Source organism: Pseudomonas sp. SJZ079 (assembly GCF_007993865.1).
Taxonomy (GTDB): domain Bacteria; phylum Pseudomonadota; class Gammaproteobacteria; order Pseudomonadales; family Pseudomonadaceae; genus Aquipseudomonas.
Window position 1 is genome coordinate 22,258 of record NZ_VIUH01000032.1, and the last position, 20,644, is coordinate 42,901.

Annotated in this window: 18 protein-coding genes; 8 read left to right on the forward strand and 10 right to left on the reverse strand. The window is 64.5% G+C overall.

What is annotated here, in order from left to right; all coding sequences use genetic code 11:
- Positions 1–224 precede the first annotated feature (224 nt).
- Positions 225–2,000 carry a methanol/ethanol family PQQ-dependent dehydrogenase gene (locus FBY03_RS20655; protein WP_147174230.1) on the reverse strand — a complete coding sequence of 592 codons (1,776 nt, stop codon included), beginning with the start codon at positions 1,998–2,000 and terminating at the stop codon, positions 225–227.
- Positions 2,001–2,339: 339 nt separating this feature from the next.
- Between FBY03_RS20655 and FBY03_RS20660 the strand changes: the two genes are divergently transcribed.
- Entirely contained in the window at positions 2,340–3,578 is a 1,239-nt protein-coding gene (locus FBY03_RS20660) for an ABC transporter substrate-binding protein (RefSeq protein ID WP_147174231.1), read from the forward strand.
- Positions 3,579–3,956: 378 nt separating this feature from the next.
- Here the strand turns inward: FBY03_RS20660 and FBY03_RS20665 are convergent, their stop codons facing one another.
- The 5 genes from FBY03_RS20665 to pedF all read right to left on the reverse strand — a co-directional run bounded on the left by FBY03_RS20665 (position 3,957) and on the right by pedF (position 7,532).
- Positions 3,957–4,886, reverse strand: a complete 930-nt coding sequence (locus tag FBY03_RS20665) for a quinoprotein relay system zinc metallohydrolase 1 (RefSeq protein ID WP_147174232.1) — start codon at positions 4,884–4,886, stop codon at positions 3,957–3,959.
- Between the two features lie 56 nt (positions 4,887–4,942).
- The gene (locus FBY03_RS20670; protein ID WP_147174233.1) at positions 4,943–5,260 is read right to left on the reverse strand and encodes an EthD family reductase; all 318 of its coding nucleotides are present in this window, start codon (positions 5,258–5,260) and stop codon (positions 4,943–4,945) included.
- Positions 5,261–5,364: 104 nt separating this feature from the next.
- On the reverse strand, positions 5,365–6,099 hold the full coding sequence (locus FBY03_RS20675) for a quinoprotein dehydrogenase-associated SoxYZ-like carrier (protein ID WP_371920803.1): 735 nt from the start codon (positions 6,097–6,099) through the stop codon (positions 5,365–5,367).
- Between the two features lie 72 nt (positions 6,100–6,171).
- The gene (locus FBY03_RS20680) at positions 6,172–7,107 is read right to left on the reverse strand and encodes an ABC transporter substrate-binding protein (RefSeq protein ID WP_147174234.1); all 936 of its coding nucleotides are present in this window, start codon (positions 7,105–7,107) and stop codon (positions 6,172–6,174) included.
- A 5-nt stretch (positions 7,108–7,112) separates the two neighbouring features.
- The gene (gene pedF, locus FBY03_RS20685; RefSeq protein ID WP_147174235.1) at positions 7,113–7,532 is read right to left on the reverse strand and encodes a cytochrome c-550 PedF; all 420 of its coding nucleotides are present in this window, start codon (positions 7,530–7,532) and stop codon (positions 7,113–7,115) included.
- Between the two features lie 335 nt (positions 7,533–7,867).
- Between pedF and FBY03_RS20690 the strand changes: the two genes are divergently transcribed.
- Positions 7,868–8,332 (forward strand): transposase, encoded by a 465-nt coding sequence (locus tag FBY03_RS20690; protein ID WP_147174236.1) that lies wholly within the window; start codon positions 7,868–7,870, stop codon positions 8,330–8,332.
- Positions 8,333–8,463: 131 nt separating this feature from the next.
- Here FBY03_RS20690 and FBY03_RS20695 read toward each other — a convergent pair whose 3' ends face one another.
- Positions 8,464–8,901, reverse strand: coding sequence for a copper-binding protein (locus FBY03_RS20695; RefSeq protein WP_147174237.1), 438 nt, complete (start codon positions 8,899–8,901; stop codon positions 8,464–8,466).
- 157 nt (positions 8,902–9,058) lie between these two features.
- On the opposite strand from FBY03_RS20695, the gene FBY03_RS20700 reads away from it, so the two are divergent.
- From FBY03_RS20700 to FBY03_RS20725, 6 genes are all read left to right on the forward strand, one after another.
- Positions 9,059–10,249 (forward strand): ABC transporter substrate-binding protein, encoded by a 1,191-nt coding sequence (locus FBY03_RS20700; protein ID WP_147174238.1) that lies wholly within the window; start codon positions 9,059–9,061, stop codon positions 10,247–10,249.
- A gap of 23 nt (positions 10,250–10,272) precedes the next feature.
- Entirely contained in the window at positions 10,273–11,238 is a 966-nt protein-coding gene (locus tag FBY03_RS20705; RefSeq protein WP_147174239.1) for a YVTN family beta-propeller repeat protein, read from the forward strand.
- Complete coding sequence (locus FBY03_RS20710) at positions 11,235–11,963, forward strand: ABC transporter ATP-binding protein (RefSeq protein ID WP_147174240.1); 729 nt, start codon at positions 11,235–11,237, stop codon at positions 11,961–11,963. The genes FBY03_RS20705 and FBY03_RS20710 overlap by 4 nt, the downstream gene beginning before the upstream one ends.
- Positions 11,964–12,162: 199 nt before the next feature.
- Positions 12,163–12,954: an ABC transporter permease gene (locus tag FBY03_RS20715; RefSeq protein ID WP_147174241.1), complete on the forward strand. Its 792-nt coding sequence runs from the start codon at positions 12,163–12,165 to the stop codon at positions 12,952–12,954.
- Between the two features lie 388 nt (positions 12,955–13,342).
- Positions 13,343–13,840, forward strand: coding sequence for a PQQ-dependent catabolism-associated CXXCW motif protein (locus FBY03_RS20720; RefSeq protein ID WP_235576679.1), 498 nt, complete (start codon positions 13,343–13,345; stop codon positions 13,838–13,840).
- A 61-nt stretch (positions 13,841–13,901) separates the two neighbouring features.
- Complete coding sequence (locus FBY03_RS20725) at positions 13,902–14,567, forward strand: response regulator transcription factor (RefSeq protein ID WP_025167796.1); 666 nt, start codon at positions 13,902–13,904, stop codon at positions 14,565–14,567.
- A gap of 813 nt (positions 14,568–15,380) precedes the next feature.
- Here the strand turns inward: FBY03_RS20725 and nahK are convergent.
- The 3 genes from nahK to FBY03_RS20740 all read right to left on the reverse strand — a co-directional run bounded on the left by nahK (position 15,381) and on the right by FBY03_RS20740 (position 20,616).
- The gene (gene nahK, locus FBY03_RS20730; protein WP_147174242.1) at positions 15,381–18,026 is read right to left on the reverse strand and encodes a hybrid sensor histidine kinase/response regulator NahK/ErcS'; all 2,646 of its coding nucleotides are present in this window, start codon (positions 18,024–18,026) and stop codon (positions 15,381–15,383) included.
- Complete coding sequence (gene nosP, locus FBY03_RS20735) at positions 17,965–19,119, reverse strand: nitric oxide-sensing protein NosP (protein WP_147174243.1); 1,155 nt, start codon at positions 19,117–19,119, stop codon at positions 17,965–17,967. Before nosP ends, nahK begins: the two co-directional genes overlap by 62 nt.
- A gap of 318 nt (positions 19,120–19,437) precedes the next feature.
- Entirely contained in the window at positions 19,438–20,616 is a 1,179-nt protein-coding gene (locus tag FBY03_RS20740) for a porin (protein WP_147174244.1), read from the reverse strand.
- Positions 20,617–20,644: the final 28 nt, after the last annotated feature.

The window sequence follows — 20,644 nt, forward strand, 5'->3', positions numbered from 1 at the left end:
AATCACCTCATCATTTGGTAGTAGAGGCGTTCATGAGCTGTACGGGACGTGTGCGGGCTAGCGGTGGCTGCCAACGGACCCTTCAGCCTAGCTGCTGATGGCAATCTGTGTGGGCGCTCGGGATCGGCAGCCAACCTGGCGCGCCGCATCGGCAAAGGCCGGCTGAAACGACGATGGCCGGTCAAGGACCGGCCATCGATTCACACAGGGTCAGACAGTAGCGATCAGTGCTTGGCCACCAGATCCTTCGGCAGCTTGAAGGTCCAGAGCATGCCGCCCTGGTTGAAGTTCTTCACCCGCTTGGCCACTTCGCCACCCCACAGCGGCACCGCGCCACCCCAGCCGGACAACACCGAGACGTACTGCTCGCCATCCATTTCCCAGGTCACAGGCGAGCCGAGCACGCCGGAACCGGTCTGGAACTCCCAGACCTTGTCGCCGGTCTTGGCATTGAAGGCCTGCAGGAAACCTTCCGGGTTGCCGGTGAACACCAGGTTGCCCTTGGTGGTCATCACCCCACCCCAGAGCGGTGCATAGTTCTTCTGGCGCCAGACTTCCTTGCCGGTTTTCGGGTCGATGGCGCGCAACACGCCGATGTAGTCCTCGTTCAGCGGCTTGATGGTGAAGCCGGAACCCAGGTAGGCCGCGCCCTTCTTGTAGGCGATGTCCTCGTTCCAGATGTCCATGCCCCACTCGTTGGACGGCACGTAGAACAACCCGGTGTCCTGGCTGTAGGCCATCGGCATCCAGTTCTTCGCCCCGAGGAAGGCCGGTGCGGAGAACACGCTCTTGCCCTTGTCGGCGCCACTCGGTGCGCCCGGACGGTTGCTGTCGTCGTAGATCGGTCGGCCATTCTTGTCCAGGCCCTTGGCCCAGGTGATCTTGTCGACGAAGGGGAAGCCACGGATGAACTTGCCGTTGGTGCGGTCGAGCACATAGAAGAAGCCGTTGCGGTCGGCGGTGGCCGCGGCCTTGATGGTCTTGCCGCCTTCCTGGTAGTTGAAGGAGACCAGTTCGTTCACCCCGTCGAAGTCCCAACCGTCGTGCGGGGTGGTCTGGAAGTGCCAGGTGATGCTGCCGTCGTCCGGATTGAGCGCCAGGCGCGAGGACGAGTAGAGGTTGTCGCCGGGGCGCAGGTGCGAGTTCCACGGCGCCGGGTTGCCGGTGCCGAACAGCAGCAGGTTGGTTTCCGGATCGTAGTAGCCGCCCAGCCAGGGCGCCGCGCCGCCGGTCTTCCACAAGTCGCCCGGCCAGGTCTTGCCGGCTTCGCCGCCGGAGATGCCGTTCTCGATCTTCTTGCCGTCCTTGTAGACGTAGCCCATGTGGCCTTCGACAGTCGGACGGGTCCACAGCAGCTCGCCGTTCTTCGGGTCGTAGGCCTCGATCTTGCCGACCACGCCGAACTCGCCACCGGACACCCCGGTGATCAGCTTGCCGTTGACCACCAGCGGCGCCGCGGTGATCGAGTAACCCGCCTTGTGGTCGGCGACGTTCTTGCGCCACACCACCTTGCCGGTGTCCTTGTTCAACGCGACCAGCTTGGCGTCCAGGGTGCCGAAGATCACCAGGTCGCCGTACAGCGCCACGCCACGGTTGATCACGTCACAGCACGGGCGGATGTCATCGGGCAGGCGTGCGTCGTACTGCCAAAGCTCCTTGCCGGTGCGCGCATCCACCGCGAACACCCGCGAATAGGACGCGGTGACGTACATCACGCCATCCTTGATCAGTGGCTGGGCCTGCTGGCCGCGCTGCTTCTCGCCACCGAAGGACAGGGTCCAGACCGGGCGCAGATCCTTGACGTTGTCGGTAGTGAGGATACTCAGCGGGCTGTAACGCTGCCCTTGCAGACCCATACCGTTGGTGACGATCTGGTCCGTGGTTTTCACGTCGTCGAGGATCTCCTGGTCGGTCACGGCCCAAGCCGAGACTCCAGGCAAGAGCATCGCGGCACACAGTGCACTGAGAACGAAGGGCTTACGAAAACCGGAGTGTTTCATTGCGGCTACCTCTGCGGGTTAATTGTTATCGCCGGGAGCTTTTCCCGATCTAGCGCAGATTCTTCGCCGCATGGCGCAGCACAACAATTGGCCGCAGTGCCGAATTTAGTACTCCCTTGGTAGCAATACTGCATTGCCCACGGTTGCACTGCACCAGTGGCAGAGGCCCCGCCCGCGCAGCACTGCGGTGGTCTTCGGCCGCTCACAGTGAAGACGCAGCCAGAGAAAAACAGCCCCGCGCAAGCGACTTAAGTGGCACTCCGACCACCTGAAAAGAGCATACCCAGTAGCCCCCGCAGCGTTTAGAAAGTGACACCCTCACGCTAAGGAGAAAGCCCCATGGGTCGTGTCATCGTTTTCTGCTGCCTGCTGCTCGCCTGCCTGGGCAACACCCTGCAGGCGCAACCGATCAAAATCGGCCTCAACTACCCGCGCACCGGCAACTACAAGGCTGAAGGTCTGGAACTGCGGCGCGGTGCCCTGCTCGCCGTCGAGGCAATCAACCGCACCGGCGGCGTGCTCGGCCAACCGCTGGAACTGCTCAGCAAGAACACCGCCTCGCGTGCCGAAAAAGCCCGCAACAACGTCGAGCTGTTCGCCAAGCAGGGCGCACGCATGGTCTTCGGCGGCGCCACCAGCGAGGAGGCCATCGCCGCCGGGCAGCGCGCCCGCGAACTCGGCCTGCTGTATTTCGCCACGCTCAGCTACGCCAACGAGGTCACCGGCGAGGCCGGCCAACGCTACCTGTTTCGCGAATCCAACAGCGCCTGGATGAGTGCCCGGGTGCTCGGCGAATACTTGTCCATCCATCTGCCGCGCCAGCACTACCACTACATCCTGATCGACGACGCCTGGGGCCGCAGCATGGAAAGCGCCCTGCGTCTGGCCACCAGCAGCACCGACCGCGCCCGCCACGGCCGCAGCGTCCTGCCCCGCGGCCTGGTCGGTCGCGAGCAATACCGCGCCGCTCTGGACAAAGCGGCCGCCAGCGATGCCGACGTGCTGGTACTGGTGCTGCTGGGTGAAAACCTCCAGCGCAGCATGCGCATGGTGCACAGCATGGGGCTAAAACAACGCATGCAGATCATCGTGCCCAACCTGACCAAGAGCGTGGTGCAGCAAGCCGGTCCACTGGTCATGCAAGGGGTTATCGGCACCGAAGCCTGGACCTGGGACCTGCCGAAACAGGACAACAATCCCACCGGCCTGCAATACGTCGAGCGCTATATCGACGCGTACCGGGAATACCCCGGCAGCACCAGCGCCTCGGCCTACTCGATCGTCATGCAGTGGGCCGACGCCGTGCGGCGCAGCAATAGCCTGGACAGCGAACAATTGATCCGGGCGCTGGAAGACCACAGCTACCGCCTGCTCAAGGATCAACAGCAGTGGCGCGCCTTCGATCACCAGAACGTGCAGAGCATCTATGCCGTTCGCGTACGTCCGCGCGACGAGGTGATGAGCGACCCGTACAAGCAGCACTACTTCGAGATCATCCATCGCATGGCCGGCGACCAGGCCGCGCCCAGCCTCGACGACTGGCAGCAGGAGCGCGACGAGGAGCTGACGCTGCAGTGAGGCGCGTACTGCCGCGGCGCAATGACAGCCAGCAACGCCGTCCGCCGCCACAGGCAGCCGGCCGGCGTTGAACCACGCGATACCCATCATCGCAAGCAAGCCGAACCCATGCGGCCAACTGCCCCGAGCGCCGACTCGACCTCGGTGGCAGGCCGGTCCCCCGCATCATCCAGAAGGGCTTGCCGGACCGTAAAAAACCTGAGAAACCCTGCTCGGCAAACCAGCCACGCACAGGCCCATCAACCGCAGAGGGCAAGCAACGACCCAGTGCGCTCGGCAGGTTTCATCAAACCGCACGCCAACCTGATCTTGGCGTTCGAATGACCGGCAGCGCTGGTCCTGGACACACGATCACCGCGCGGCGCAGAGCGCCGCCGCTCACTTGTCCACGCGCACCATGCGCGCCTGCTCGTAGCGCGGATACAGGTGGCTGACGCTGCGGATCAGCTCGTAGCGCGACAGGCTGACGCCGGCGAAGCGCGCGGGGATCGGCGCACGGATCAGCTCGTTCATCTCCGCGCCGCGCTCGGCGCCGGCGCGCAGCAACTGATCCAGCCAGCCGAGGTAGTCGCGCATCTGCGCGAAGGGCGCATCGGTGGTCGCCAGCGGGCCGTGGCCGGGGACGATCTGCGTCCAGGGCAAGGCTTGCAGTTGCGCAAGGTCGCCCAGCCAGGTCTGCAGTCCGGGCGTACCGGGCGTGGTCAGGGCGCGCTGGTAGAACAGCAGGTCGCCGGCGAACAACACGCCGCTGCGCTCGTCGAGAATCGCCAGGTCGGCGCCGGTATGGCCGCTCAACGCCAGCAGCCGCAGCCGCCGCTCGCCCACTTGCAGCACGCCAGGGGCGAGGGTTTCGCTCGGCAACACCACCTCGGTACCACGCATCCAGTCGCCGACCAGTCGGTACATGTTCTCCGCCATGGAATCGCCCTGTTCGCGCAGTAACTCAGTGGTAGCGGCCAGAGCGGCGATCGGTACATCGGCGAAGGCCTGGTTGCCCAGGGCGTGATCGGGATGATGGTGGGTCAGCAGCAGCTTGCTCACCGGCTTGTCGGTGACCCTGGCGATGGCCCGGCGCAAGGCTTCGCCGTAGCGTTTCGACGGGCCACTGTCGATCACCAGCACCCCCGCATCGCCGACGATGAACCCGCTGTTGACGATATTGCCGCCGTTGGCCTGGGCAAAATTGTCGGTACTGCCCTCCACCAACCACACGCCATCGGCGATCTGCCGGGGCTGCAGGGCATAGTCGAACTCGGCCCGCACGCCCAGCGAACCGAGCAGCACGACCACTAACAACATCCAGCGCATAGGCACCTCCCAGACCCTATCAGGCAAAGGGGCGCAGCGCCCCGAAACGCCCCCAGTCAGGGCGCCAGCAGGACTTCGCTGATCTGCAGCAGCGGCTGACTGTCGGTGAAGTTCGGCAGATCGCCCATGATCCGCTCGGCATGCGGGCCGAAGCTCCACTGGAAGCTCCCCAGGCTGTCGAAGTACAGATGGCCCATGGCGACAAAGGGGGCCCGGCTATTCGGCTCGGCGCTGGCCAGTCCCTGCTCCACGGCAATGCCCTTGCAGGCCGACCCCAGGCATTGGCGAACGATGCCCAGGTGCTGCTGGCCGTAGTAATCGATGTCGAAACGTACACCTGGATTGTTGGGGTAGAGCACGCTGACCTTGATCATGGTTGTGTCCTTGTGGTGATGCCGGCTGTTAAACCCATGGATGGACAAGTTCATCGCTGCGAGATGTCGTCCATGCCTGCTCTGTGTAGGAGCGGCCCCCATACTTACAACGCGGCCTTGAACTCGTTGCCGTTGTTGTCGCGCAGCCACAGTTCGGTCTCGCCCTGGCCTTGCACTTCCAGGCTCAGGGTCGGGTTTTCACTGACCGCGGGAAACAGCTCCAGTCGCGCCAGCACCTGGCCGCTGGCGTCGCGCAACTCGGCCTGATTGAGGAAGAATTCGGGGATGCCACCGACCAGGCCGTTGTCCATCGGGTGGGCGATTTGCAGGCGCAGGCGACTGGCGTCGGCCAGTTCGACGCGCTGGCCCAGCACCTCGCCCAGGTGTTCCTCCCAACCGGGCTGGGCGCGCACCACGCTGGGTGCGGTGCAGCCCCCACCTGCCGCCTCGATCTGCGTCGAACCGACATGCCAGAGGCCGTCGCGGGTCAGCACCGCCGCACGGATCGGGGTGGCCTGTTCGATGCGAATGCGGATGGCCAGGCGCGGCAGCACCTGCTCACCCGGCTGGAAATCGAAGATGCGTGCAATCGGATTGAGTTCGGCCCAGGCGAGAATCCGCAGCACCTCGCCGTCGAAGGCGCTGGCATCGACCTGGATCGGCACCTGCCGGGCGTCTTCGGCGAACGGTGGCGCGAGCAGCTTGACCCGCTCGTCGAAGACAAAGGGCTCACCGTTCAGCAAGCGCTGGTGGTGGTAGTCCCACATCACCGACGTGACGGGATCGCCCTCTGCGCCTCGGGCCTCCCAGGCCAGGGCGAAGATCGCCAACAGCAGCATCGAGCGCCAATCCAGCTCCATCTCCCACCTCCTGTCATCCCCGCCCGCACAGCGAAACTGCTGCGCCCGGTGCTACTCGACGTCCTGGTACAGCCCCGGCAGCTCGTACTGCAGGCCGTACTGGCCGTAGAGCGCCTTCAGCTTGCCCGCGAGGATCAGCTCTTCGAGCTTTTCCTCCAGGGCGTAGGCCAGTTGTCGGTTGCTCTGATGCACCGCCATGCCGATGTCCCACACCTGCTTGCCCATCTTCGGGTAGGCGTTCTGCGCCAGGACCAGCTGGCTGTCGGCCGCCTCGTGCAACTGCCAGTCGACCTCGCCGCGCAGGGCCATCACCGCATCCACTTCACCGGCCTGCATGCCGGCGAAAGCCGCCTGCGGATTGGCAAAGTGATGGGTCTGGCGGCTGAGCATGCCGTCGAACACCGAGGACAAATAGAAGGACGGCACACTGTCGACCTCGACGCCAATCGGGTGCTGCTGGAACACCGCCACGCTGGGCACCGCCTTTAGTCGTCGACGGTCGTAGGCCAGCTGCCAGCGCTCGCGCTGGTAGGGCCCGAACATCACCACCAGGTCGTTGGCCAGCTCGCCGAACTCGTTGCTCATGTAGGCGAAGTCGCGGTCGTAGGGTACCCGCAACATGACGTCGGCCAGTTCATGCGGACGCAGGTAGTGTCCGCGCCAGACGTAGTCACGCAGATCGTCGTCGAGCTTCTCGCCGGGCGGCGCCCAGATCAGTTCGAGTGTGAGCCCCAGGCCCGCGGCCAACGCCTGGGCCAGTTCGACATCGACGCCACGAGGCTGGCCGTGCTGCTGAAAGCTGTAGGGCGGGAAGTCCTGGTACACCGCCACCCGCAGCACGCCGGACTCGACGATGGTGTCGTAGTCGCGTACCGGCGCCTGGGCATTGGCCAGGCTCGGCAACGCCAGCAGGCCCAGCACCAGCAGCAACACTGCGCTCAACCACGGGTTCACACGCTGACGCAACCGCAGGACGCTCGGGCGCATGGCCGTTACTCCTCGATGGCCACGCTTTCCAGGTAGCTGCGCACGGCCCACAGCGCTTCCTGGCTGAGGTAGTCGGCCATCTTCGGCATGTATACCCGGCCATCACGCACCGCGCCGTTGATTACCCGTTCCTTGAACCACTCATCGCCCATGGCGCCGGGCTCCAGCAAACGCAGGTCGGGGGCGATGCCGCCGGACTTGGCCTCCAGACCATGGCACGCCGCGCAGTTCTGGTTGTAGGCCGAGGCGCCGATCTCGATCGCCTTGGGGTTGTCACGGTAGGGGTTCTCTTCCAGCCACTCCGCGCCCAGGGGCTCCAGGCCCTGGGTTTCCACGGCTTGCGGAACCACATTGCCATGCGCCCAGAGGGTGCCGGATGCGGCGAGCAGTAACAGGGCGAAAGCGGTTTTCTTTGTAGTTTTCATGTTCCAGACCTCATCAAAAGCACGCAAGACAAGCTGATAGGGAGCTTGGTTACGGTCATCTTAAGAAGCCTGCGGCAAGCACCGAATGCTGCTTTGGTGGCTCGCAACTAGTTCATTGGTAGTAGGGCTTGTGGCGGTGGGAGCGCTGCCCTCTGTGCTCTTCGCCTCCCTCGCGGTCAAGACCACTCCCACCCAAAGCCGCCGCGCAGCAGGCTTGGCACCGGAGATTGCACGAGCAACGTCACCTGCACCGAGCTCTTGTGGGAGCGGCCTTGGCCGCGAAGTTGTTGACCTGCTATACCCCACTGCAATCCAAATAATCTGGAGGCAAAGGAATGCCCAATTCAGCCCCGTCCCACTCGCACCGTCTGCGTTCCGGCCGCATTTCCGAGACTGGCCGGACCTACCTGCTGACCAGCACCCTGTACCAGCGCCAACCGTTATTCAGCGAATTAACCCTGGGACGCCTGGTGGTTGCCGAGTTGCGCACCGCCCATGAGCAGGGCTGGGCCATATCCCTGGCCTGGGTGGTGATGCCGGACCATTTGCATTGGCTTGTGGAGTTGCAGGAGCGCTCTTTGGATGAATTGATGCGGCGCATCAAAAGTAACAGTGCTCGGCTGATCAATCGTCACCTGGGGCAAGCAGGTCAGGTTTGGCAGACTGGTTATCACGACCGAGCGCTGCGCAAGGATGAGAATCTGCAACTAGCCGCACGCTACATAGTGGCAAATCCGTTGCGCGCGGGTTTAGTCGAGCGAATCGGCGACTACTCGCTTTGGGATGCGGTTTGGGTGTAGAGGCAGAGTTGGCCATCAGGCTTGGTTGCTTGTAGAGATTTCGCGGTCAAGACCGCTCCCACAGGACGTGGTTGTCAGCCCGAAGTCTGACCTGGCCGGCTGACAAGGCCACGCAACACAACTCAGCCCTCTCACCTGACCACAAAATGGCCGAGCATGCCCTTGTGTTCCAGGCCCTTGGCGTAGAAGCGGAACGTGCCGGGCTTGATCGGCACGAAGAAAATCTCCGCCTCGCCGGCGTCCTCGAACTCCAGTTCGGTGAGGGTCACCGCCTTGATCTCCACGCCGCCGGCCTCGACCTTGCGCAGGTAGATGGCGGTGGCGAATTCCGGCGCCTGCAGCGCGTACTCCTTCTGTCCGCTGGCGATGATCTTGAGCTGATAGGCCTTGCCGGTTTCCAGCTGGTATTCGTGCTGCGACATGGCGTAGTCACTGTCCTCGTTGCCCAGGCGCAGGTCCGCCAGGGCGGTGGTACGACGGGTCAGGTCGCCTTCGGCATGCAGGTTATCGACGCCGATCAGGCTGAGGATCAGCATCAAGGGCAGCAACAGCGCTTTGAGGATATGCATGGCGTTCACCGATTCTTGTTGTTGTCTGAGCGCGTCATGCTAGAGCGCCCAAGTCTCCGCGGATTTACTACCTTGGGACGAGCGGACTGGTACTTTCTGCATATTTCCCCGCCCGGCCACAGTTCCTATGCTGGCAACACCTACCCGGGAGTTGCCCATGCGCCTGCTCAGTGTCTACCTCCTGCCCTGCCTGTTCGCCCTGTTCGGCGTGGCCTCGGCCAGCCTGGCCGACAGCCCGGCAGCCGAACTGCAGGTGCGCATCGGCTACCTGGCCTACACCCCGCCCAGCGGACCGCTGCTGTCCAACGTCATCCCCGAGCCCGAGGACGCCGGCCGCCGCGGCGCCGAACTGGCGATCGTCGACAGCAACAGCACCGGGCGCTTCCTCAAGCACGCCTACAGCCTTGAGGTCGTCGAGCGTGACGACGGCGCCAGCCTGGTCGAAGCGGCCGAGGCGCTGCACGCCCAGGGCGTGCGCCTGTTCGTAGTCAACGCCCCGGCGGCGACCCTCAAGCAGCTCAGCGCACGCCTGGACGACAGCCTGCTGTTCAACGCCGGCAGCGCCGACGACAGCCTGCGCCACAGCCAGTGCCTGGCCAACGTGCTGCACAGCCTGCCGAGTCGGGCCATGCTCGCCGACGCCCTGGCGCAGTTCCTCGCCGTGCGCAAATGGACCCGCTGGCTGCTGATCAGCGGCGCCACCGCGGACGACCAGGCCTACGCCGCCGCCTTGCGCCGCGCGGCCAAGCGCTTCGGCCTGCAGATAGTCGCGGAGAAGGCCTGGAGCTTCGACAACGACCAGCGCCGCAGCGCCCAGGCGGAGATGCCACTGTTCACCCAGACCGCCGAATACGACGTGGTGCTGGTGGCCGACGAGCGCGGCGACTTCGGCGAGTACCTGCCCTACCAGACCTGGTACCCGCGCCCGGTGGCCGGCACCCAGGGCCTGACCCCAACCGGCTGGCACAAGACCGTGGAAACCTTCGGTGCTGCCCAGCTACAGAAGCGCTTCGAGGCCCATGCCCAGCGCTGGATGAACGACCGCGACTTCGCCGCCTGGATCGCCGTGCGCAGCATCGCCAGCGCAGTGACCAAGCTGCGCCAGGCTGACGCCGCGGCGATCCGCCAGCTGGCCCTGAGCGACCAGTTACCGCTGGACGGCTTCAAGGGCCGCAAGCTGAGCTTCCGTAGCTGGAACGGCCAGTTGCGCCAGCCGATTCCCCTGGTGCAGCCGCGCGCCCTGGTCAGCACCTCGCCGCAGGAAGGCTTCCTGCATCCCAACAGCGAGCTGGACAGCCTCGGTTACGACGCGCCCGAGGTCAGCTGCCAGATGACCACCACCCCATGAGCCATAACGAGAGGAACACGCCCATGCGCATCGCCCTGCTCGCCCTCGGTATCGGCCTGACCCTGGCCAGCACCGCCAGCCAGGCCGCCACCGCCTATGTGTCCAACGAGAAGGACGACAGCATCAGCGTGATCGACCTGGACAGCCTACGAGTCACCGACACCCTGGCGGTGGGCATGCGTCCGCGCGGCCTGCTGCTGTCGAGCGACCACAAGCTGCTGTACATCTGCGCCAGCGACTCGGACCGGGTGCAGGTGATGGACCTGGCCAGCCGCAAGATCGTCAAGGAGCTGCCCTCCGGCGCCGACCCCGAGCAGTTCGCCTTGCACCCCAACGACCGCTGGCTGTACATCTCCAACGAGGACGACGCCCTGGCCACTGTGGTCGATACGCAGACCGATGAGGTGCTGGCGCAAATCGACGTCGGCGTCGAGCCCGAGGGCATGGCGGTCAGCCCGGACGGCAAGTGGGCGGTCAATACCAGCGAAACCACCAACATGCTGCACTGGATCGATACCAGCACCCAGCAACTGGTGGACAACACCCTGGTCGACCAGCGCCCGCGCTTCGTCGAGTTCGACCCCGACGGCAAACGCCTGTGGGCCTCGGCGGAGATCGGCGGCACGGTCACGGTGATCGACGTCGCCAGCCGCCAGGTACTCAAGACCCTCAGCTTCCAGATCAAGGGCGTGCACCCGGACAAGGTGCAGCCGGTCGGCGTGCGCCTCAGTGCCGACGGCAAGCTGGCCTTCGTCGCCCTCGGCCCGGCCAACCACGTGGCGGTGCTCGATGCCAGGACTTATGAAATTCTCGACTACCTGCTGGTCGGCCGACGCGTCTGGCACATGGCGTTCACCCCGGACCAGAAACGCCTGCTGACCACCAACGGGGTCAGCGGCGACGTGTCGGTGATCGATGTCGACAGCCTCAAGGTCAGCAAGTCGATCAAGGTCGGCCGCTACCCCTGGGGCGTGGTGGTGACCCCATGAATGCCCTCGAGGTCAGCAACCTGGCCTTCGCCTACGGCGCACGCCAGGCCTTGCAGGACCTGAGCTTCCGCGTCGAGCCGGGCAGCTTCACCGCACTGCTGGGACCCAACGGCGCCGGCAAGTCGACCCTGATCGCCCTGCTCACCCGCCTCTACGACCTGCAACAGGGCGATATCCGGGTGATGGGCAACAGCCTGGGCCAACAGCCGCGCCAGGCCTTGCGCCAGCTCGGCGTAGTGTTCCAGCAGAGCACCCTGGACCTGGACCTGAGCGTCGAGCAGAACCTGCGTTACCACGCCGCCCTGCATGGCCTGGCCAAGGCGCAGGCCAAGGCGCGCATCGACGAGGAACTGGCGCGCCAGCAGCTGACCGAACGCCGGCATGAGAAGGTGCGCGCGCTCAATGGCGGTCACCGCCGCCGGGTGGAAATCGCCCGCGCCCTGCTCCATCGTCCGCGCCTGCTGCTGCTCGATGAAGCCAGCGCCGGCCTAGACCCGGCCAGCCGCCTGGCACTCAACCGCCATGTGCGCCAGCTGTGCCGCGACCAGGGTCTGGCAGTGCTGTGGACCACGCATTTGCTCGACGAAGTGCAGACCAGTGACGAGCTGCTGATCCTCAACCGTGGCCGCCTGGTCGCCCAGGGCCCGGCCCAGTGCATCGGGGCCGACGACGTCAGCCTGGCCGCCACCTTCGCCCGTCTGACCGGTGCAGAGGAGCTGGCATGAACAGCGCAATCGCGGCCCATGCCCCAGAACCCCGCCCCCACGCAAAACCTGTAGGAGCGGTCTTGACCGCGAATGCCCTGCCCCAGGACAAGCGCATCGCGGCCAAGGCCCCTCCCACGCAAAGACACCGGAGCGCCGCCCTTGTAGGAACGGTCTTGACCGCGAAGCTCTTCCTCTCAGCAAGCCAGGAGAACAGGCCATGAACATTTACTGGCATTGCCTCGCCGGCATCGTGCAGCGCGAATGGCTGCGCTTCGTCCTGCAACGCAGCCGTTTCTTCAGCGCCCTGGTACGCCCGCTGCTGTGGTTACTGGTGTTCGCCGCCGGCTTTCGCGCCGCCCTGGGCATCGCCATCATCGCCCCCTACGACACCTACATCACCTACGAGACCTACATAGTGCCGGGGCTGGCCTGCATGATCCTGCTGTTCAACGGCATGCAGGGCTCGCTGTCGATGGTCTACGACCGAGAGATGGGCAGCATGCGCGTACTGCTCACCAGCCCGCTGCCACGGGCTTTTCTGTTGGCCAGCAAGCTGCTGGCCATCGCCCTGATCTCGCTGCTACAGGTCTACGCCTTCCTCGCCATCGCCTGGCTCTATGGCGTGCAGCCACCGGCCTGGGGTCTGCTCGCCGCCCTGCCGGCGTTGCTGCTGGTGGCGCTGCTGCTCAGCGCCCTGGGGCTGCTGCTGTCCAACGGCATCCGCCAGCTGGAGAACTTCGCCGGGGTGATGAATTTCGTCATCTTCCCGCTGTTCTTCCTGTCCTCGGCGCTCTACCCGCTGTGGAAGATGCGCGAGGCCAGCGAGTGGCTGTACTGGCTGTGTGCGCTCAACCCGTTCAGCCATGCGGTGGAGCTGGTGCGCTTCGCCCTGTATCAGCGCCTGAGCCTCAGCGCCCTGCTGGTCTGCCTGGGCCTGACCGGGCTGTTCGCGGTGCTCGCGGTAGTCACCTTCAACCCGCAACACGCCGCCCTGCGCCGCGCCGGCTAGCAGGCCGTTCTCGCAAACTGCCCCACAACGCTTCGCGGCCGAGGCCGCTCCTACAAAAAGCGCTGCGCGCCCATCCCCGTGGGAGCGGTCTCGACCGCGAAAGCCATCGCCCAGGCGCCAGCAGGCGCACGGCCAAAAACCATTCCAGCAGACACCGCCGTGAGCATTAATCGGCCGCAGCACCAGGCAGGCATCGCCCCCTGAAATAGCCATTCGCCCTCATCCTTCTACTACTTTGGTACTGCATTTGCTCTCCAACGTAGAATTTCCAAAGCAGGATCAATGCCTTGTAATGGGTCTATAAAAAGAACCGAGACTTAAGGCGATGAACAATTGCGTGCACCTGCGACTGCCTTTCCAACTTATCAGCGGGCTGCTCGGCCTGCTAATGCTCCCCTTCGCTCAGGCCGAACCCGAACTGTTTTCCCCCGACGGCTATCGCCTCGCGCAGTACCGCAGCCCGACCCCGGCCCAGGCCGAGCACGCGCGCACCCTCGACACCCCGGCGCTGCAACGGCTGCTGGCCGAGCAACCGCGTACCGCGCTGATCGATACTTACCGCCGGCAGTGGCTCAACGGCCAGTTCATTGAGGACGAAGTGCACGCCAACCTGCCCGGCAGCCTGTGGCTGGCCAACAGCGGCGACGGCCAGCTGGACGCGCAATGGCAGGGCTACTTCAGCCACCACCTGCAACGCACCAGCCAGGGCGACAAGGGCTGGCCGCTGGTGTTCTACTGCCGCTCGGACTGCTGGCTGAGCTGGAACGCGGTCAAGCGCGCCCATCGCCTGGGCTACCGCAACCTCTACTGGTACCGCGACGGCATCGATGCCTGGGAGCAGGCCGGCCTGCCCCTGCTGCCCGCGCAACCGGCGGCGCTGCCCTGAGCCGCCGAACTTTCCACATCACCGTCGCCGCACCATAATCAAAACAATGAGGTGAAAGGCCATGTACAAAATTCTGATTGCCGACGACCACCCGCTGTTTCGCGAAGCCATCCACAACGTCGTCAGCGACGGCTTCCCCGGTAGCAGCATCCTGGAAACCGCCGACCTGGACAGTGCCCTGGCACTGACCCTGGAAAACGACGACCTCGACCTGATCCTGCTCGACCTCAACATGCCCGGCATGCACGGCCTCAATGGCCTGATGCAACTGCGCAACGAGGCGCCGACCATCCCGGTGGTGATCGTCTCCGCCGAGCAGGACAAACAGGTGGTGCTGCAGGCCATCACCTACGGCGCGGTCGGCTTCATCACCAAATCCTCACCACGCGCGCAGATGACCGAAGCCATCCAGCAGATCCTCAACGGCAACGTCTACCTGCCGCCGGACATCATCCGCAGCCAGGGCAACACCTCGCGGCGCAGCCACCCGGAAAACCCGAGCATCTCCGCCGAACTGCTGCAGGCCCTGACCCGCAAGCAGCTGCTGGTGCTGGAACGGATGACCAAGGGCGAATCCAACAAGCAGATCGCCTACAGCCTGGACATCGCCGAAACCACGGTCAAAGCCCACGTCTCGGCGATCCTGCGCAAGCTCAACGTGCACAACCGGGTGCAGGCGATCCTGTCGGCCGGGGATATCGATTTCGCCGCCTACCTGCGCCGTTGAGCGCGCTTCACGGCCCTTTCGGCCGCTGGTTCTCACCCTGCCGGTATGCCCCTTCCGCCCCGCCGGGCAAGCCCCACTGATCGCCGACGATTGAGCCGGCATCAAGGCGTGCCGCTCTTGATAGCGGGCGGACCCTTCGCCGTGTCGCTTGCCAGTTGCTTGGCCGGCCCCATTGTCGCGTGTACCTGACGAGTGGGTTTCGCCCCCTCGGGCGAGTTACTTTCTCTTTGCTTGTGCAAAGAGAAAGTAACCAAAGAGAAAGCACACCCGGCATCCGGGTCTCGCTGCGCTCGACTTCCCTCGTTCCGGTGCCGCTCCGGGGGCCGTGCCGAAGGGCCGTCCCTGGCCCATCGGCACTCTCGCCGCATCCATGCGGCTCGTCCCCCTGCGCAACACCTCCACTCGGCCTACTGACGGGGCCCGATCGCGCGCTTGTACCTTCTCCTCAAAGCATTGCTTCGCAGAGTCTGTATCCTGCTTGACTGCGCGGGCCCAGGCGCCGCCCAAGTCCCCTCCGGGAGGCCGAGTGGAATCGTCGTGGAGTGGGTTGAGCGGCATGGATGCCGCGAGAGCTGCGATGGGCCAGGGATGGCCCTTCGCAGCGTGCCCACGGAACGATGATGGAACGAGGGAACCCCGGCGCAGCCGGGGCCGGATGATGGGGTGGCCTTCTTTTTGGTTACTTTTTCTTGGCCAGGCAAGAAAAAGTGACTCGCCCGTGAGGGGCGAAACCAGAACCTGGACTCAACCCGGTAATGAGCCGGGCGCCGAAACCTATGGCGCCGCCCTGCCACTTCGCAGCCAGGCTAGCCCCTATGTCCCCTGCCCGCCCCGCTCCAGCAGATGACTCATGGCAGTCTTCAACTTCATCGGCCGCACCGGCTTGTGCATCAGGGTATGGCCGAGCTCGCGCATCTGCTGCTTGAGTTCGTTGCTGTAGTTGGCGGTGATCATCAGCGCCGGCAGCGGTGTGCTGCGCCTTGAGTTGATCAGCGCGACGGCGTCGACGCCATTGTGGCCGTCGTCTAGGTGGTAGTCGGCGATCAGCAGGTCGGCGTCGGCGTGGTAGTTGTCGACCTGGCGCGCCAGGTCCTGTTCGCTCAAGGCGGTGACCACCTGGCAGCCCCAGGCTTCCAGCAGGGTGCGCATGCCGGCGCAGATCGCCGCGTCGTTATCCAGTACCCAGATGCGTGAACCGCTGAGGCGTTCGAGCAATAGGTCCGGGGTGTCGTGCACCACCCGCGCCCGCGGCGCGCGGGTGGTCAGCGGCACCTCGATGGCGAACATCGAGCCCTTGCCCTGCTGTGAGCGGACGCGGATGCGGTGGCCGAGCATGCCGGCGATCTTCTCGACTATGGCCAGGCCCAGGCCCAGGCCACGATCCTGCTTGCGCTGACCGGCGTCGCCGCGCTTGAACTCCTGGAAGATCTCGCCGAGTTTGTCATCGGCGATGCCGATGCCGGTGTCCCACACCTCGATCGACAGGCTCTGCCGATGCCGCCGACAGCCGAGCAGGATGCGCCCGCTGTTGGTGTAGCGGATGGCATTGCTGAGCAGGTTGCGCAGAATCCGCGCGAGCAACTGGATGTCGCTGCGTACCAGCGCCGAGCTGGGCAGGTAGTCCAGGCGCAGGCCTTCGCTGCCGGCGATATGGTGGTACTCGGCGGCGAGGTTCTCCAGCAGTTCGCTGACTGCGAAGGGCGCTATATCCGCCTTGATCACCCCGGCGTCCAGCTTGGAGATGTCGACCAGGGTGCCGAGCAGGCTTTCCACGTCTTCCAGCGAGTTGCTGACATTGCGCACTAGCGCCACGCTGTCGGCCGGCCGCTGTTTTTCCAGCAGCGCGCTGGTGAACAAGCGCGCGGCATTCAGCGGCTGCAACAGATCATGGCTGACCGCGGCGAGGAACTTGGTCTTCGACAGATTGGCCTGCTCGGCCTCGCCCTTGGCTTCGCGCAGGCGCGTTTCCATCTGCGTGCGCTCGTCGATCTCGCGGCGCAACTGGCTGTTCAGCTCGGTCAGTTCGGTGGTGCGTTCGCGCACCCGTTGTTCCAGGTGCTGGTAGGCCTGATGCAGCGCCTCGGCGGTGCGCCGGCGTTCGGTGATGTCGCGGATCAACACGAAGATCCCGGTCACCTCACCACTGGCCTGACGGTTGGGCACGTAGGAACGCAGCATATAACGCTCCTGACCCTGGTGATTGGTCTCGGCCACCTCGAAGGTCACGCTCTCGCCGGACAGCGCCCGCTCGATGTAGGGCTCCAGGCGTCGGCAATGCTCCTCGCTGTGTACCGCGCGCAGGCTCTGACCGAGCATCGCGCCGCGCGGCCAGCAGTACCACTCCTCGTAGACCTTGTTGGTGAAGTCGTAGATCAGGTCGGCATTGAGGTAGGCGATCAACGCCGGCACATGGTCGGTGATCAGGCGAATCCAGCGCTCGCTCTCACTCAGCGCCTCGGCGTGACGGTAGCGCTCGGTGATGTCGGTAAAGGTGTTGACGAAGCCGCCGGTGGGCAACGCATGGGTGCGCACCTCGAGCATGCGCCCGTCGAACAGTCGCAGCTCGAGTTCCTCGATCGGCCTGCCGTTGGCATCGCAGCTGTCGGGGGTCAGCAGGGCCAGTTCGCTGTCGGCCATCACCTCGGCGAAGGGTCGGTGCGCGTTGATCGGCGCCAGGCCGCAGAGGTCGAGGAAGCGATGGTTCCACAGCTCCAGCTGACCCTCGGCGTTGACCATGGCCATGCCCTGGGACAGGTTGTCCACGGCGCGTTGCAGCAGGCGTGACTTCTGCGCCAGGGCCTGCTCGCGGCGCAGGGTCTCGTTGAGTTTGACCTCGGTGATATCGGTGTAGAGGATCACCAGTCCGCCCTCACGGGTCGGCCGCTCGCTGACCTGCACCCAGCGGCCGTCGCGCAGGCGATAGAGCATGTGCTCGTCGCGGGTGCCGCGCTGTTCCTCGAGCACCAGGCCGGTGCTCCTGCTCAGGCGCTTGATCTCCGCCAGGCGCATGCCGCTGCCGATACGCGCGCGACTGCCGGCCCACAGCGACTTGAAGCGGCTGTTGAACAGCACGATGCGCTGCTCGCGGTCAAACAACACGAAGGCGTCGGAGATGCTTTCGATGGCGTCGATCAAATGCTGGTGAGCGGTTTCCGCGCGCAGCCGCGCATCGCTGAGCAACTGGTTGCTGGACTTCAACTCGGCCATCGCCTGGTTCAGTGCATCGGTTCGCTCGCGCACCTGTTCGGCCAGCACCACCGAGTGCTGGAAGGCCGCGTAGGCATCGTCGCCGCGCGAGTTGATCGACTCGACCCGCTCGATCAGCGCACCGTTGATGCGCTTGAGCTTGCGGTTCTCGCCCTCCAGCGCGCGGCAGCGGGCCTGCAGCTCGGCGACATCAGCCGCGACCGGGGCGGCCAATGGCGACTCCGGTGAAGGTCTGGTTGATGTGCATGCCATTGAACTGCTCCCCGTAGGTGTTGAAGCCTATGACTTGCTGGCTGCGCAGGAAGGCCGCGACCGGCTCGACGCCATCTGCGCCCTCGATCTCCATGCGCCGCAGAAAACAGTCGCAGCCGATGGTCAGCAACAAGGGACCGAGACGCTGACGCAGGCCGTCGAATACCGCCTGCAGATTGGCCAGCAACGGGCCCGGACGCATGGCGGTGAGGACGATGCCGTTCTCCACTGCGCAATAGAAACTCAGGCTGAGGTCTTCGTTGACTCGCTGGATCGAGCGCACGTAGTACTGCCCACCGATACGCACCGCCAACGGGTGGGCGGCGAACACCTGCATGTCGAGATCTTCCAGGGCCACGCCGATCAGCTGCGCGTACTCCAGGGCGGCGGGCGCGGCGTTCAGCTCATGCACCTTGCGGCTGGCACTGTCGGCCTGGGTGACCACCAGCTTGTCGTCACAGGGCTCGATGTGGTGAGTGCTGAACACCTCGAAATCCAGCCAGGTGTTGAACAGCACCACCACCGCCGCGCCGGTGTGGAACTGGCCGCCGTAGTAGACGTGGGTATGGGTCAGGTGGTTGTCGTCGCCGGCCGAGCCGCCGAAATGCGGGATGCTGCCGAAGGCCGCGCTGAGTGCGCCGAGCACCACCTCCTCGCGGCTGGACAGGCCATCGAGCAGGGTCAGGGCGAAGCTATGGCCCTTGATCGGCGCCAGTTCGTTGTTGCGGCAGTCGCCAACCAGACGCTCGACCAACTGCTGGGCGTCGATCAGGCTGAAGCGCTCCATCTCGTCGATCAGCCCGCTGGCGATGGAGAAGCTGCGGTGGTCGAAACCCACCGCGCTGACGCAGCCACGGCCGTAGCCCTGCGGGGTGATCTCGCCGGCACTGGTACAGCCGATCAGGCTGATACCGCCGAAATGCTGCTCCAGCGCCTCGCCGAGACCTTGCAGGTCGTATTCGGCGGAACAGAAGAACAGCACGAAACCCAGGTGCGGATGGATCAACTGGCGCGCCAGCTCCTGCGCTACCAGTTCGACATCCCGGGCGCTCGACATCGCAGTGACCACACCCTCCGTCAACTCCTGCTGCATACCCTGCCCCATGAATAAGCCTACTCGTCATAGGGATTCTACGAAGACCCGCGCGTGCACCCCATGCTACTTGAGTGCCGCAGGGCCTCATCCCTAAGTAGCATGTCGCGCCCGTGCCTGTAGCACGGCACCCACAAAAAAGTCCCTCACAAGCCTCACAACCAGCGCATCAGGCAGACCGGCAACACGCCGAACAGCGCGGTCACCAGCAACGGAATCAACAGCAAGTCCACACAGTAGATGTCCCAGATACCCAGCATATGCACCTCCATAAAAAAACCGGACAGGTTTGCCCTTGTCCGGTTCGGTCTGCGTCTTTTACCAGGTCAGTACGGCACCCACGGCGAAGGTGTCGGTGTTTTCATTGAGGCCGCTGCCGGCGCTGGCGTCGATCTCGAACTGGTTGTACTCGGCGACCAGCTTGAGGTTGTCGTTGATGGTGCGGAAGTAAGCGACGCCACGGGTTTCGTAGTCGGCGGCCGTACCCAGGCCGTTGCCGTCATCCTCGGTCTTGCCGTAGGACAGGGCCACACGGTTCTTACCGAAGCTGTAGGAGCCCTGCAGCAGGTAGCCGTCGCTGTCCACTTCGCGCAAGGTCGCCTGACCGGCGTTGTTGGTGAAAAACGGGTTGATGCCTTTGGCCTGGAAGCCGGAACCGGTCAGCGAGAAGTCGCCCATTTTTGCCTGCACGCCATAACCCAGACCTTTCGAGGTGATCGAGTCGACGCTTGAGTCGGTGTTGTCCGAGGTCTGGTAACCACCATTGAGCCAGGAGTAGATCTTGGCCCCGGCCAGGTCGAACTGATAGGTGATCTCCGACTCGAAGCGCGGGCTTTCCTGGTAGGCCTTGCCCGTTGGGCTGCTGTCGTTAGTGTCCACCGGGTCCATGATGCCGGCGGCGATGCGCAGCCCTTCCATCACCGGCGTGCGATAGGTGATCTGCGAGGTCGGGAACGGATAAGGATAGCCGGTGCCGATGTTGCCGAAGGAGACGCCGCCGCCATCGACCAGGCCGAGGGTATCGCTGACCTGACCATAGCCGGACAGCAGCTCGTCGACGAAGATGTTCGAACGCGAGAACAGGCCGAAATCCTTACCTATCAGCACCTCGCCCCACTCGCCGGAAACCGTACCGTAGAACTGCCGCACGTCGATGGCCGTGGCGGTGCCGTTGGTTTCACTGTCGTTGATCGAGACCCAGAACGACGAACGCGCCCCCAGCTTCAGGTCATCGATCTGTTTACCCATGTTGAAGCCGATCCAGTTGGGCAGAAAACCCATCTTCACCCGCGATTGGCGGCGGTCGAACTGCTCACCCTCACGATCCACATCGCTGTTTACAAAGAACGCATTGATGTAGCCATCGGTGGCAAAAGTGGTGTCGTTCTGGTCATACAGGACGATTTCCGCCGCCGCTTGCTGGGCTGTGATCAATGCGACCGCGGCCGCCAAAGTCAGTGGCAGGAATCGGCTGTTGGCAGTTTTCTTGTTATGCATAACGCTCTCCGCTTGGATAGGACGACCA

Excerpts from the sequence above, each read along its gene's own strand:
- FBY03_RS20690 (WP_147174236.1), top strand. The coding sequence starts at position 7,868 with ATGCCCAATTCAGCCCCGTCCCACTCGCACCGTCTGCGTTCCGGCCGC.
- FBY03_RS20715 (WP_147174241.1), top strand. The coding sequence starts at position 12,163 with ATGAACATTTACTGGCATTGCCTCGCCGGCATCGTGCAGCGCGAATGG.
- FBY03_RS20675 (WP_371920803.1), bottom strand. The coding sequence starts at position 6,099 with ATGCTGCTGTTGGCGATCTTCGCCCTGGCCTGGGAGGCCCGAGGCGCA.
- FBY03_RS20680 (WP_147174234.1), bottom strand. The coding sequence starts at position 7,107 with ATGCGCCCGAGCGTCCTGCGGTTGCGTCAGCGTGTGAACCCGTGGTTG.
- nosP (WP_147174243.1), bottom strand. The coding sequence starts at position 19,119 with ATGCAGCAGGAGTTGACGGAGGGTGTGGTCACTGCGATGTCGAGCGCC.
- FBY03_RS20655 (WP_147174230.1), bottom strand. The coding sequence starts at position 2,000 with ATGAAACACTCCGGTTTTCGTAAGCCCTTCGTTCTCAGTGCACTGTGT.
- FBY03_RS20725 (WP_025167796.1), top strand. The coding sequence starts at position 13,902 with ATGTACAAAATTCTGATTGCCGACGACCACCCGCTGTTTCGCGAAGCC.
- FBY03_RS20670 (WP_147174233.1), bottom strand. The coding sequence starts at position 5,260 with ATGATCAAGGTCAGCGTGCTCTACCCCAACAATCCAGGTGTACGTTTC.
- pedF (WP_147174235.1), bottom strand. The coding sequence starts at position 7,532 with ATGAAAACTACAAAGAAAACCGCTTTCGCCCTGTTACTGCTCGCCGCA.
- FBY03_RS20695 (WP_147174237.1), bottom strand. The coding sequence starts at position 8,901 with ATGCATATCCTCAAAGCGCTGTTGCTGCCCTTGATGCTGATCCTCAGC.
- FBY03_RS20710 (WP_147174240.1), top strand. The coding sequence starts at position 11,235 with ATGAATGCCCTCGAGGTCAGCAACCTGGCCTTCGCCTACGGCGCACGC.
- nahK (WP_147174242.1), bottom strand. The coding sequence starts at position 18,026 with ATGGCATGCACATCAACCAGACCTTCACCGGAGTCGCCATTGGCCGCC.
- FBY03_RS20660 (WP_147174231.1), top strand. The coding sequence starts at position 2,340 with ATGGGTCGTGTCATCGTTTTCTGCTGCCTGCTGCTCGCCTGCCTGGGC.
- FBY03_RS20720 (WP_235576679.1), top strand. The coding sequence starts at position 13,343 with ATGCTCCCCTTCGCTCAGGCCGAACCCGAACTGTTTTCCCCCGACGGC.
- FBY03_RS20665 (WP_147174232.1), bottom strand. The coding sequence starts at position 4,886 with ATGCGCTGGATGTTGTTAGTGGTCGTGCTGCTCGGTTCGCTGGGCGTG.
- FBY03_RS20700 (WP_147174238.1), top strand. The coding sequence starts at position 9,059 with ATGCGCCTGCTCAGTGTCTACCTCCTGCCCTGCCTGTTCGCCCTGTTC.
- FBY03_RS20705 (WP_147174239.1), top strand. The coding sequence starts at position 10,273 with ATGCGCATCGCCCTGCTCGCCCTCGGTATCGGCCTGACCCTGGCCAGC.
- FBY03_RS20740 (WP_147174244.1), bottom strand. The coding sequence starts at position 20,616 with ATGCATAACAAGAAAACTGCCAACAGCCGATTCCTGCCACTGACTTTG.